Here is a 12141-nt window from a genome sequence, read left to right on the forward strand (position 1 = left end):
GGCCGGCGGCCGAGCCGTGTTTCTAGCGCACGCTTGCCAGGACGGCTTTGGCCGGGTCGGCCGGCGCATCGCCTTCCATCACCAGGATGCGGCTGGCGCCGGGATCCTTGGCCGACAGGGCGCTCGCAACCTCGCGCATCGGGCCGATGGCGGTGCCGTTTGCCATGCCCTTCGGATTGGTCTTGAAGCGCGCCACCGGCATCGCCTGACCGCTCGCGTATACCGAATACACGGTGTCCGGCTTCAGGGAAAACAACGACACCTCCAGCGCATCGGTCAGCCCCAGGTTGCGCGCCACCACGAAGCCGGTGGCGCCGCCGCCGGCCGGGCGCAGTGCGATGTTGACGGGCTCGGCGTTGGCGCGCGGCACCAGGTTGGTCGTGCCGGCGCCGGCCGGCACCGCGTGCGAGACGTAGACCAGCGCCTGCGGCGCCTGGCCCACCGGCGCGTGCGCCACCACCTTGTTGGCGGCGGTGTCGATGACGTCCACGCCGTCGCCGTTTTCCAGGCCGACGTAGACGCGGCTGTCGTCGTCGGAACGCCAGACGCCGTGCGGCAGGGCGCCGGTGGGAATGGTCGCCACCAGCGCCGGCGCGTCGCCGGTGCTGTACACCTTGACCACGTTCTCGCCGCCGACCGTCACATAGGCGCGCACGCCGGCCGGGGTGCGCGCGAACGCCAGGTGGTTCGTGATCAGGCCGGTGTCGATCACGCCCTTCACCGATTGCGTCGCGACGTCGATTCGGGTGACCTTGCCCACGTCCTTGTGCGTCATCCACACTTCCTTGAAGTCCGGCGAGAATTGCAGGAAGGGCGAGAACGGGCTGGTCACGGGGATGTGCTTGACGACCTGGTGCGATTTGACGTCGACGACATCGACCACCGGGTTGAAGCTCGAGACGACGAAGGCCAGCCTGCCGTCCGGGTGGAACATCACCATGCCAGGCCCGCCGGTGGTCTGGATGCGACGCGTTTCCTTGAAGGTGGCCGGGTCGATGACGGAAATATAGTCTTCGCCTCGCACCACCACCCAGACCTCGCGTCCGTCCGCCGTGAAGAAGCCTTCGTGCGGCGAGCGGCCGATGTAGGTGACGCCCTTGACCTTGTTCGTGGCGGTGTCGATGAAGGTGACGGAATTGGAACCGTTGGCGATCGCGATCAGCGTCTTGTGGTCCGGCGAGAAGCCCAGGCCGTGCACGTTGACCTCGCCCTTGTACAGCGGCGAGAGCACGTCCGGGCGCAGGTTGCCCAGACGGATCTGGCCCAGCAGGGTGTTGGTGGACGGGTCGATCACCGAGACCGTGTTGCTGTTCTGGTCGGCGGTGTAGACGCGGTCCTGGGCGCTTGGGAGGGCGTGGGCGGGGGTGAGGGCGCCGGCCAGTACGATGGCGAGTGCGGCGGCACGGATGGTGGTGCCGGCAAATTTAGTGCGTTGCATGGACTTCCTTATCGGTATGGGTGGTCGTGCCGGCGTCGTGGCGTTGCAGCCAGGCCCGCATGACATTGATTTCATTTTGTTGCTCAGCGATGATGCCTTGCGCCAGGTTGCGCAATTCCGGATCGGTGCCGTGCACCAGGATGGCCTTGGCCATGTCGATCGCGCCCTGGTGATGCGGGATCATCATCGTGACGAAGTCGTGGCCAGGGTCCCCGTTCATCGGCGCACGGCGCATGTCGTCGTCCATCACGGCCATGGCGTCGTCGGCCAGGGCCGCGTACGGCTTGGCGCTGCTGGCGACGAAGGCGGGCGGGGCGGCGCTTGCGATCGTGCTCGCATGCGCGTGCATGTGTGCGGGCATGAACGGCATGTCCTGGGCGGCGCAGGCGCCGGCCCACAGGCAGGCGGCAAGCAAATACATCGGTTTCAAACGGGTCCCTCCAGTTGTTCGTAGACGGCGGTCGCGACGCGCGCGAGTTCGCCCTTGTCGATGCCGGCCGACAGCGCATAGCCGAATTTGCCGTCGATCCAGTAAAACACGTTGACCGGGCCTTCCTTGGCGAACCGGAAGCCCGTGTCCTTGTTCTGCGCCTGCTCGGTCGAGACGTACAACGTCAGGCGCTGGCCGGCGCCGTCGTGGTACATGAATTGCGCCACCGGCCCGCTGGCGCCGGGCAGCAGGCGCCCCCCGATCAGTTCGTAGCCGAGCTTGCCGAGGTGCGGTGGATGGATTTTGCTGCCCAGGCGCTTGGACAGCCATGCCACCAGCTGGTCTTCCTGGTCGGCGCCGACTTCCACCGGGCGCCGCACGTCCGGGCTGTAGACCACGTGGGCGATGGCAGCCTGGTGTGCCAGGCCCGAGAATGCCGGCTGGGGGAAGGGCGCGCCCGCCTCGATCGACGCCAGACGATGATCGCGTTCGGCGGCGCCGCGCAGGCTCCAGCCGCCGCCGCCGCCGAGCAGCGCCAGCGCCAGGCCGGCGGCCAGCGCCTGCCAGGGCCAATGCCGTACGTCGCGCAGGCCGGGGCGGGCGCGCAGCGGCGCGGCCAGGCGCGCCGGCAGCGGTTCGTCGAGCACGGGGTCGAACAGCGCGTGCAGCGCGTCGTTCTGACCGATCCACGCCCGCACGCGCGCGGCGTCGTCCGGGCGCGCGGCCAAGTAGGCGTCGACCTCGGCACGCCGGGCCGGCGCCAGGCGACCGTCGGCGTAGGCGTGCAGATCGGCTTCGGTGATCGGTAGGATGCTCATTTCACGACTCTCAATGGAACGACGGGCGCGCGGCCGTCCATCAACGCGCGCAATTTCTCGCGCGCGCGAGACAGGCGCGACATCACGGTGCCGACCGGGACGCCGAGCAGGCGCGCCACGTCTTCGTAGCGCATGTCCTCGAGCCCGACCAGCAGCAGGATTTCGCGCTGCTCTTCGGGCAGCAGGCGCAGCGCGGCGTCCAGGTCGCGCAGTTCGAGGCCGGCGCTCACGTGTTCCTGCGCGGCCGGCAACGGCGTGTCGTCGTCCAGCGGTTCGGTGTCCAGGGCGCCGCGCCGGGCCTGGTCGACGCGCAGGTTGTGCATGATCGAGAACAGCCAGGCGCGCATATCGCTGCCGCGCCGCCAGCCGGACAGGGCGGTCCAGCCGCGTTCGACCGTATCCTGCACCAGGTCGTCGGCGGCGGCGCGATCGCCGACCAACGCACGGGCATAGCGCCGCAGGCGCGGCAGGCAGGCCAGCAGGTGGTCGGCGGGATCGTCCGGCACGAAGGACATCGGCGCGCCGGCTCAGTAGCCGCCGGCCGCCAGTTTAGGGTCGACCTGCCAGGTTTCGTTCACCAGCTTGCCGTCGCGGTAGGTCAGTACGTATCGCACCTTGACTTGGACCTTGGCGTCGAATTGCACGGCAGCCGTCACGGTAGCGCCTTTCGGATTAGCCGACTCGCTCGCGTTCAGGACGGTAACGCGCGCAGGGCCGGCGGCGGCATTGAATTTGTCCCATACCGCGCCGATGGATGCAGTCCCGTCGTAGCTGCCGTCGAGCGGCCCGCCCACCCAGATCAGCCGCGCGTTGTCGGCATAATCGCGCAGGATGGCAGCGCGGTCCGCGGCGCCGATTGCGGTGAAATGCGCTTGCGCGGCGTCCAGCGCCGGGCCGGCCATGGCATGTGCGGCGGTGCCTGTACAGGCGATTGCGAAGATGATGTGCTTGATGGTCATATGGGCTTCCAGTCAGAATATCGCTAAAAAAGGCCGCGAGAAACATGTTCTCGTATGGATAAACGAGTCCGGTCGTGTTTTTATTCCGTTCTCGCGCAACTTTTTTTCGTATATTGCCGATGCAGGCGTGGAACGAAGCAGCTTAGCTCACGCTCTGCGCTGGCGTGCGCCGATGCAGCGTCCGGCTGACGCGATAGCCGATAATTTCATCTTGATCCTCGTGCCGATCTGTTTACGATGCCGCTGCGATTAGGGACCTGCTCATAATCGATACCTTCATCACGGACAAGACCGGCATGCTCACCGTGGGCAGCCCAACGTCTCATTCGGGTATGGCTGCCCCCGATGGCAGCGCGCAGGACGTACCGCGCATCGCGGCCAGCGTTACCGGAATAGCGAGCATCCGCTGGCCCACGCGATCGTCGTCGCGACATGAAAACGTGGCTCGACGCTGTAAAAGCCGGCTCGCTTTGAATCATCCAGCGGCGATGGCGCGCGGATTTGTGGAAGACAGCTGTAAGGGCCGGCTATCCAGCGTGAATCAGCGACGACTACTCGGACGCTTCACATCTGTTCGCCGGGAGGCGACGTTGACGCTAGCCAAGCGGCGAGTACGACAAACGCCAGCAGTACGACAGCTTCTACCCAAAGAATACGCTTGGAACGCGCTGGGAACCAGGAGCGCTGCACGGTAGCGCACCACCCCGGCGCGCAACCCGAGGATGGCGCCCAGCGCCGCCGCCATCCCTACGGCCATCAGCCTGATCGGGCCGGATTGTGCGACGCTTATGTAGCTTCCGAACACGAGCAATGGAACTGCAAATATGCCTCCGCCGGCGCCTATGAGCGACAGGATCATGCCGACTGCCAGGCCGAGCGACAACGGAATCAACATAATGACGCCTCAGGCCGCGCGCAGCCTGGAATATTTATATAAATAAATAGATTGTTTGTGCTTGAAGAGGATGAGAACGACAGGAAGGCCATCGGACGGCGCCGTCAACCACCGCGCCGCTCGTGATCCCTAAGCCCGGCGCAATCAAGTGCTGATGCTCTGCATTCATTTCGTCCAAGTGCCTTGACACGAGCCGCGCTCCGTCGCCGGCAATGGAGATGTGGATGCCACGTCGAAAACGCGCCAGTTCCATGTCCTTACTAAGGCCGATCAGCGAAAGGCTGGGTGGATGAACGGGGAGGGGGCACTTCGGGCGTCATTCGGGACGAAGAATGACAGGTTATGCCGTAAAGCCTCTTTCGATCGGCTTTCAAGGGGGGGCCGGCTTGTCGAGTGAAAGTTGTCGCAGCTTTAGCCCGCATTACGGAAGAGTGACGAGACCGCGTAAGACAGGCGCCCCAAATATCTGACATTATAGAAGTAATGACATATGTAACATGCGATGCATCAGCATCTTAACGTATTCCTTAATATTATCCACTTCGAACTTGACACTCTCAAATCGACAATATTTTTGGTAATGTCGAGTTTGCTGCGTAGTCGTATGAGACATGGGTTGGACGCATTTCAGGTATCACGAACCGTCATTGGACAGTCCTTGTGCGATGCAGCATGATGCTTATGTCTCCTCTATCTTCCTCCAGGAAAATAGATTCAACCCGCCTCCCGGCGGGTATTTTTTTGCCCGTTTCTCTCCTGTCAGAAGAGCTCGGCGGCCAGTGTTCTTGATTCGCTTTGGCGCCAGGGTACTGGACTCCCATAATCCTAGCGAAAAGCCAGCGCTTGGCCAAGCCGAACTCAGTCGTTCACACATCAACGTCTGTTCATTGTCGGTCTCTCGACAATTTTTCGAAGCCGTCGGGTTTGCGCGGCCCGTCGTCTAGTTTTGCGGACAGAGGCCAGCCAGGGTGTATTGGCATGCCAGCATCGGGCCTCAGCGTTCGTCCTCGACAGCGATCGCCTGCGATGCCGTGACGTGTCACAGAAAACGTGCCGATTCTGGCCGCTGGTCTATTTACCTGCGGAACTTATCTTTGACCTGTCCAGAACATCGTCAACAAATCCGCCCAGCCGCTTGGCTCCGATGTTGACGTCACTTTGTCGCTGAGCTACGCCCGCTGCGCCAGCTGGCGTGCGTCCTAGTTCTGAACCATTCTATTTTATTGCCATTATGAAATCTATTTCCTTGGTTGGGCTGGCCCGTTCCTGTGAACAAACAATAAAGTTTGACACAAGACTTCCTATGATGCGAACGATTTCAGCACGCTGGGCTTGCGAATAAAGTTTGACACAAACGCCTGTCGAAGCTCCACAAGTCCTCAGTTCGCAACAATAAAGTTTGACACAACCTGCGACTTCCTCGGACCTATTCGACCGGCAGCTGTCGACCCATTGCGGACCTTCGCTGACAATCGAATTATTCCGGACAAATGCACTTCAATCTGCTAATTCGACAGTTTGTCGCATGGTCGCTTTGATCCGCGAGCACGAGTGTTACTTTTAACCATCGGAAGAAAGAGCTTTTAAGGATGCATCGATCCTCCGGTTTATGCTCACGCTACACATAATGGCGAAAACGAGCCTTCAATCCTTAATAGGCCTAGTAGCTGTGCCGACATCACTTCGAGGAATTACCATGAAACTTTTAATCGATTCTTTCGGTTTTGCATCCATCATAGCTTGCTGTTTCGCTCAAGCGCAGGCGCCGGCAAAGGCACCAGTATCTAGCGCAAGCATCACGACCGAGCAAGTTGAAGTAGGCGCCAAGCCATATTTCGTGCAGGTAGCAATTGGCGGCGCCGGCCATTACACCGTCATCTTTGAATCCGGCTTCGGGACCGACTTGCGCGCCTGGCGCAAGGTGGCGCCGGAAGTGGCGAAATCGGCGCGTACCGTCACCTATTCGCGGGCCGGCTACGGCGCCTCCGACGCGCGTCCAGAAACGCGTACTCTCTTGCAGAGCAGCGAAGAACTCGACCAACTGGTCGCCGCGACAAAGCTGAGCCCGCCATTCATCCTAGTCGGCCATTCGTATGGCGGCTTGCTGGCGCGTGCCTTCGCGGCGCGTCATCCAGATTGGATTGCTGGTATGGTGCTGGTCGATCCGTCCGATGAGCACTTCAATCCGGCGCTGCGCAAGCTCGATGCGGCGCGTGCCGCGTCCGACGATAAGCGATTCGCCGCCATCGTCCCGCCCAAATTCCAACCCGAGCTGCAACAATTGCAGCCAGTGCTCGACAGCGGCGTGTTCCCGGTGGCCGGCAAGCTGCCGGACGTGCCGGTGGTAGTACTAACCTCGGTGCAGCAAGCGGACAAACCCGAATTCTTCCTAGAGACAGGGCCGGCGGTAGCGGTCAAGCGCGAACTGCACGCGCAGTTTCTGCGTCAGTTCAGTGACGGGTCCCAAGTATTGACTTCGCAGAGCGGTCACAACATTCAGCTTGATGAGCCAGAGTTGGTAATCGCGGTCATCAATAAGGTGATGGCCGATGCCGACAAGGACTCCAAGCAAACACGTCATTGAAGATCATTTACAGATCCGCAACTGAACTATGCCAGAACCAGCCTGGGACGATTTTATCGTCGTGAATGAAGGCAGACTGCCGAGTGGGCAAGACCTTACTCGCTCGCCTGCATTTGGCCGATCTCGGCCGTTGGAACCATCATAGGATGTTGCCCATCTGGAAAAGTCACGTACTGTCACGACCGGCAGGAACCGACCCGAATCAAACGCTCACCGCGTATCGACTGAAGAAATGCTACCCATCTTCGATCTAAGAGCTGACCGCAGCGCTCGTGCCTCACCTTGTTTAGCAACGAAGGCAACTGCAAAAGGCACGAAGCATATTAGCAGGCCGCGCGGCTGCCAAATTGTCGTTGCAATGGCGATAACGACTCCAGCTAGCATGAAAACTGCCGATACGTTGGCCCAAATATTGCACAGTCTGGAATTTCCGTTAACAACGAGGAACTTGATTCCTTCCCTAATATTAACGAGTAATTGCGACAAGCGCCTCGGCAATTCAGTACCCACTCTACTACCTCAGCAGGCAACCCAAGAGCAAGCAAGGACCGCTACGAAAGCGCGATGCCTGCGTCGTCGCCCGCCGCTAATATCGTATCTAAAAGCAGCGCAGTGCAAGAATCGAATCGACGCTCCATATCAAGACTACAGGTGCTCGTCTACAATCGCATAAGCAAGTCGACGATGATACTCATGCGTCCCCAGCTGCCACACAGTAAAATTTTAGTCCTGCGTGCTAAAACGATCCTTATTATCGTTTCGGTTCTGAGGAGGGCTTGAGCAGTCCAAAAACGACCATCGCTTTCCGTTCCATACGATCAAGCCATGTTTGCGGAGCTCTTGCAACCGCTTACGAATTACTGATGAAACAGGTGTACGGCCACGCCAAGGGTCTTTAACACAATAACGTTCGGCAATTGTTTTGGACGGATTTGAGATTGTTGATAGCTTATCAACGGTGTCTAGGCCTGCCTTGATCTGGCGTATTAAGGCCTCATCGAGTTCATAAAATTCTGGTTCGAACATCATTCTTCGATAATTTTTCGATAATTTATGTTATCAAAAACATCGTTGTTGCACAATCGTCAGTTGCTGGTTGATTGCTGACATACCTTTGCCCCCTTGGCGCACCTTAACTGCTCACATTCAGTCTCTCTTGTTGTAATACGCTACAATTTTTATGGCTTTTGCCATCCTAATAGTTTGATCAAGTACTGCACTTGTAAACGGCACACTTATTGGTATATCAAGCTTCGGGTCATCTGTATCCGTAGCCATATCTCTTGGTGCTATGATCGGCAGCAGCGCCTGCGCCTTTCGAAGCTGCTCCGCAACCTTGCTTATATGGTTTCTACCTTTGTCTGTAAAGACCATACACACGTCGACGTGTATTGCCGTAAGAATTTCAGTAGCGTATTCATCATTACTCGCTAGTAGCGAAACGTGACCTATCTCAGCTACCATCTCTTGTATGGGCTGGCGAAAACTGGCTATCTCACAGAGAACTAAAACGCTTATAGACATGAGACTACTCAAACGAAGTCAATCCGTTGCATAGCAAAGCTTCGTTCCAACTAGAAATTTTAAAGCTGTTCGCTGCTTAACGCGGCAATCAATATAAATATTATAACGAAAATTTTAATTGGAATGAACGTCTGCTCTTGGCCGACAGCAGGTGGTCGAACAGCATAGCAGGTTGCCAGGACGCAAAGCTTGCAGACTGTCACGACCTTCCGCAATCGACCCATTGCGGACGGTCGAGGCACCTAGGGATAACGCATCTCTTCACTCTTCAGACTAGGAGAACTTCGATCCCTGGACGGCACTTTGCTCTTGCACGCGAAAATCCCTTTACATTGTTAGATGTTTAGCTAATAATCAATCATGACTTCAGTTTTCAAAGCACTTTCCGATCCGACGCGCCGGCAGGTGCTACAAATGCTTAAGGCCGGACCAATGGGCGCCGGCGCTTTGGCCGATTCCTTTGCTGTGTCAAAGCCGACGATGTCGGCGCACTTCTCCGTTTTGATCGCCGCAGACCTAATCGAAGCGGAGAAGAGCGGGCGTACGATCATCTACCGACTGAAGATGTCGGTGCTCGAAGAAGCACTAATGGGTTTCGCAGCAGCGTTCGGGCTGCAGCTTTCGTCCGAGACCCCGACCACAACGGCCCCTGGGCAAACAAAGGAGAAATCATGACCCTGCACCATCCGATTCGCCGCGCATTTTTAGTCGCTGCGGGCTACCTGTTGACAGCTGTGTTGCTCAATACACTCCGGCAGGGCGGCATTGTCAGTGCCGAGACGGCCATGCGCGTGATGGGCATCCTGATAGGCTCGACGGTGCTCCTTTCCGCGAACGTGCTTCCAAAGAAGTTGGTTCCCTTGGCGCGTGTGTCCTGCAATCCGGGACGTGAACAAACCCTGCGCCGTTTCGCCGCATGGACACTGGTACTGGGTGGCCTGGGTTTCGCGCTTGCATACGCGTTCGCGCCGATCGCGATCGCCAGCACGCTGGCCATCTGCCTGATGGCACCAGCCGTGATCGTTGTGGCAGGAAAATTAGCACACTGCCTCTGGATGAGCCGTAGCGTCGAACGCAGCCGCACTTAACACCATAGTTCGCCGGCTTGCTCTTTTTCAAGGTGAGCGTAGGTCCGGTTTTGGCCGGTTGCAGCCTTACCGGTACGACCGCAACCGACCCATAGCAGACGTTCGCATGCTCACTGGCCGTGCACATCGTATTCGCCATCTGACAATTCGCCGCGTTAAGCAGAGCACTTGACCGTTCGCCATGATTTTTGTTGCGCCCAGTCTGCAAAGTCAGCTGGATTTGTAGGATGAACTTTGCGGCTTGTGTAGGAGAAGGCCTTTCAAAGCAAGGAAATGTTCTTTTTACATCGCTACCCCTTACTGATAGTTCTACACTTTCTACTAACCAATTGCGCACTGTGCGTTCAATTGTGCGTGGCGCGCGGCCGTGCCGCTGGAGGGGTAATGAAAGCAGGCGCAGTGGTTCTGGTGGTGGATGACAACATGGATGCGGCAGACATGACTGCCGAATTGCTTCGGATGCATGGGATTTCTGTCGCAGTGGCCTACGGAGGTCCAGAGGGCTTTGACATGGCCATTAAAATCAAACCCGATGTTATCGTTTTAGACGTTGGTATGCCGGTGATGGACGGCTGCGCGGTGGCCGCAGCGCTACGCAAAGACGCCGCTTTCGTCAAAGTTAAGCTAGTGGCGCTAACGGCGTGGGGAGACGCCGAGTCTCGGGAGCGAACCCGAGTCGCGGGTTTTGACCTCCATCTGACAAAGCCTGCTTCTTGGGCATCCTTGTTGAGCGCAGTCCAGCCTCCATCGCTTAGCCTATAAATCGTTGGCGCCCTGTTTGCGTTGGAAGAACCGGTTGCTTTCGAGACGATTCCTTCGCGACGTTTGACTGTTTAGTTCAACATGCTCCGCCTTCTTTGCCCGCAAAAGCATGCACTCGGGATGAGCACATTCGTCGGTTTGACCCACGATCCAGAAGCCGCAGTTGCCATAGACTATCAAGGCGACGAAGACTGGGCGTCTCTGGCGTCTAGCGGGATGTCCATGGTGAACGTCGTGCCTCGTTCAGGGCTGCTGTCGATGGTGACGCTGCCTCCATGGGTGAGCGCCACTTTCTTCACAAAAGACAATCCAATCCCCCAGCCCGAGGGGCCGCCCGCGCGCTCTCGCCGCAAATGCTCGAACAAGCGTTCGATCTGCTCTTCGGGCACGCTGGCGCCAGTGTTGTGGACAGACAGCGAAACGCGCTCTTCCCATCGTGACACGTGAACTCCTATCGGCCCGCCATCGCCGTATTTGATCGCATTGGAAAGAAGGTTGTCGAGAGCGCGGCGCATCGAGTTGGCGCACCAAATGCCGCGAATCGATTCTCCGGTGACGGTGCAGCGCGCTTGTTTGGTTTCGTCGATTTGAGCGCACGCTTCACGGGCAAGGTCGAGCAGATCAAAAGATGACAGGCTCAACGGTAGCCGCTCGCCACCGCCGTAAGCGAGCGCGTCGAGCAGCTCGTCAAACATCGCGTTGAGCCGAGCGCCGTTGTCGATGATCTTGCGGGCAAGATAGCGTACCTTTTTTGGCATCTCTGGACTCGACAGCAACTGCGCCCGAAGCGACATGCCAGAAAGCGGATTGCGCATGTCGTGAGCCAGAGCGGCGGCCAGGCGGTCCCGCAGCAGCGCGTGAGCCGAAGTGAATTCGCTGAGCGAATCGAGCATGGCCAAATCGATCGAGCGGCGCATCGAATGCCACTCCGATGCCGAAAGCGCTACGTTCGCTCGCTCAGTCGCTTTGGCGATTGATTCTTCAAGAATCTGGTATTCCAAAACGATTTCAACCGGGCCAAACGAGCTCAGCCGGGCACGCTCGTCGCCATGAGTGCGCGCGACCGTGCTTCCGCTCGTCGCAGTTTCACGCGGACATTCCGGAGCGATCGCCTCAACCAAGTTGTCGTAAAAGGCTGGGAAGGTGTCGATTAGAATCGAGCGCGGCAACAAACTTGCCCCGTTGATCCGAGCGCGAGCCTCTTGTTCCCAAATATCGAGAACAACACTTCGAAGTAGCAGGAGTTTTTGAAACGACTCTCCGCCTCGGCGCGCATCAATGTTTTGATCGGTCGAAAGCGACATCGTCGTTCCCGCTGAGCTGGTTAGGTTGTGCCGTCGCCACACAAGCGAAGCGACCAAGAATTAATTTAAATATATGCTTTTTTATAAATTTACGCGAGTAGTTTTTGAGACGCGCTCGTCCCTAAAGAAAAATGCCGCAGAAGCGCCACCGGAGAGTTGGCAGAGGCTTTATTGCGCAAATCACGCCCGCCCTGCATAGAGCCGGCAGGTATCGAAGCCTGAACGGATGAAACCAGCTCCACAGAAGTACCGCACGACCAACTGGAAAACGTACAACAAAGCCTTCAAGGCACGCGGCTCGCTGCTCATCTGGCTTGATCCGACGATGAACTGGCACGG

11 protein-coding genes and 1 pseudogene are annotated in these 12141 nt (G+C 58.4%); 5 read left to right on the forward strand and 7 right to left on the reverse strand.

The annotated features are described in order from the left end of the window. Positions 1–22: 22 nt before the first annotated feature. Genes U1H99_RS27790 through U1H99_RS27810 form a run of 5 tightly spaced genes read right to left on the reverse strand, consistent with a single transcriptional unit; the run spans position 23 to position 3645 of the window. A complete protein-coding gene (locus U1H99_RS27790; RefSeq protein WP_141839147.1) occupies positions 23–1438 on the reverse strand; it encodes a YncE family protein in 1416 nt (471 codons plus the stop codon). Continuing rightward, the gene (gene copM / locus U1H99_RS27795) at positions 1425–1808 is read right to left on the reverse strand and encodes a CopM family metallochaperone (RefSeq protein WP_370457380.1); all 384 of its coding nucleotides are present in this window, start codon (positions 1806–1808) and stop codon (positions 1425–1427) included. The genes U1H99_RS27790 and copM overlap by 14 nt, the downstream gene beginning before the upstream one ends. 56 nt (positions 1809–1864) lie before the next feature. Continuing rightward, positions 1865–2686, reverse strand: a complete 822-nt coding sequence (locus U1H99_RS27800; protein WP_141839146.1) for an anti-sigma factor family protein — start codon at positions 2684–2686, stop codon at positions 1865–1867. Beyond that, a complete protein-coding gene (locus U1H99_RS27805; RefSeq protein ID WP_141839144.1) occupies positions 2683–3201 on the reverse strand; it encodes an RNA polymerase sigma factor in 519 nt (172 codons plus the stop codon). Before U1H99_RS27805 ends, U1H99_RS27800 begins: the two co-directional genes overlap by 4 nt. A gap of 12 nt (positions 3202–3213) precedes the next feature. Next, positions 3214–3645: a nuclear transport factor 2 family protein gene (locus U1H99_RS27810; RefSeq protein WP_141839142.1), complete on the reverse strand. Its 432-nt coding sequence runs from the start codon at positions 3643–3645 to the stop codon at positions 3214–3216. 2591 nt (positions 3646–6236) lie between these two features. On the opposite strand from U1H99_RS27810, the gene U1H99_RS27815 reads away from it, so the two are divergent. Continuing rightward, a complete protein-coding gene (locus U1H99_RS27815) occupies positions 6237–7124 on the forward strand; it encodes an alpha/beta fold hydrolase (protein ID WP_323144866.1) in 888 nt (295 codons plus the stop codon). 1146 nt (positions 7125–8270) lie between these two features. Here U1H99_RS27815 and U1H99_RS27820 read toward each other — a convergent pair. Next, a complete protein-coding gene (locus U1H99_RS27820; RefSeq protein WP_323144867.1) occupies positions 8271–8648 on the reverse strand; it encodes a hypothetical protein in 378 nt (125 codons plus the stop codon). A 360-nt stretch (positions 8649–9008) separates the two neighbouring features. On the opposite strand from U1H99_RS27820, the gene U1H99_RS27825 reads away from it, so the two are divergent. The 3 genes from U1H99_RS27825 (at position 9009) to U1H99_RS27835 (ending at position 10498) form a co-directional block, all read left to right on the forward strand. Beyond that, the gene (locus U1H99_RS27825) at positions 9009–9323 is read left to right on the forward strand and encodes an autorepressor SdpR family transcription factor (RefSeq protein ID WP_323144868.1); all 315 of its coding nucleotides are present in this window, start codon (positions 9009–9011) and stop codon (positions 9321–9323) included. Beyond that, a complete protein-coding gene (locus U1H99_RS27830) occupies positions 9320–9736 on the forward strand; it encodes a hypothetical protein (protein WP_323144869.1) in 417 nt (138 codons plus the stop codon). Before U1H99_RS27825 ends, U1H99_RS27830 begins: the two co-directional genes overlap by 4 nt. Positions 9737–10120: 384 nt before the next feature. Then, entirely contained in the window at positions 10121–10498 is a 378-nt protein-coding gene (locus tag U1H99_RS27835; protein ID WP_323144870.1) for a response regulator, read from the forward strand. 176 nt (positions 10499–10674) lie between these two features. Here U1H99_RS27835 and U1H99_RS27840 read toward each other — a convergent pair whose 3' ends face one another. Next, positions 10675–11802: a sensor histidine kinase gene (locus tag U1H99_RS27840; protein ID WP_323144871.1), complete on the reverse strand. Its 1128-nt coding sequence runs from the start codon at positions 11800–11802 to the stop codon at positions 10675–10677. Positions 11803–12028: 226 nt separating this feature from the next. On the opposite strand from U1H99_RS27840, the pseudogene U1H99_RS27845 reads away from it, so the two are divergent. Then, positions 12029–12139: pseudogene (locus tag U1H99_RS27845) on the forward strand (IS5/IS1182 family transposase); the annotation flags it as partial. Between the last annotated feature and the right edge of the window lie 2 nt (positions 12140–12141).

Source organism: Massilia phyllosphaerae (genome assembly GCF_034659755.1).
Classification (GTDB): Bacteria; Pseudomonadota; Gammaproteobacteria; order Burkholderiales; family Burkholderiaceae_D; genus Telluria; species Telluria phyllosphaerae.

What these genes read in the sequence shown, in the direction of transcription:
- U1H99_RS27790 (WP_141839147.1), bottom strand. Translation starts at nt 1,438, where the DNA reads ATGCAACGCACTAAATTTGCCGGCACCACCATCCGTGCCGCCGCACTC.
- copM (WP_370457380.1), bottom strand. Translation starts at nt 1,808, where the DNA reads ATGCCGTTCATGCCCGCACACATGCACGCGCATGCGAGCACGATCGCA.
- U1H99_RS27800 (WP_141839146.1), bottom strand. Translation starts at nt 2,686, where the DNA reads ATGAGCATCCTACCGATCACCGAAGCCGATCTGCACGCCTACGCCGAC.
- U1H99_RS27805 (WP_141839144.1), bottom strand. Translation starts at nt 3,201, where the DNA reads ATGTCCTTCGTGCCGGACGATCCCGCCGACCACCTGCTGGCCTGCCTG.
- U1H99_RS27810 (WP_141839142.1), bottom strand. Translation starts at nt 3,645, where the DNA reads ATGACCATCAAGCACATCATCTTCGCAATCGCCTGTACAGGCACCGCC.
- U1H99_RS27815 (WP_323144866.1), top strand. Translation starts at nt 6,237, where the DNA reads ATGAAACTTTTAATCGATTCTTTCGGTTTTGCATCCATCATAGCTTGC.
- U1H99_RS27820 (WP_323144867.1), bottom strand. Translation starts at nt 8,648, where the DNA reads ATGTCTATAAGCGTTTTAGTTCTCTGTGAGATAGCCAGTTTTCGCCAG.
- U1H99_RS27825 (WP_323144868.1), top strand. Translation starts at nt 9,009, where the DNA reads ATGACTTCAGTTTTCAAAGCACTTTCCGATCCGACGCGCCGGCAGGTG.
- U1H99_RS27830 (WP_323144869.1), top strand. Translation starts at nt 9,320, where the DNA reads ATGACCCTGCACCATCCGATTCGCCGCGCATTTTTAGTCGCTGCGGGC.
- U1H99_RS27835 (WP_323144870.1), top strand. Translation starts at nt 10,121, where the DNA reads ATGAAAGCAGGCGCAGTGGTTCTGGTGGTGGATGACAACATGGATGCG.
- U1H99_RS27840 (WP_323144871.1), bottom strand. Translation starts at nt 11,802, where the DNA reads ATGTCGCTTTCGACCGATCAAAACATTGATGCGCGCCGAGGCGGAGAG.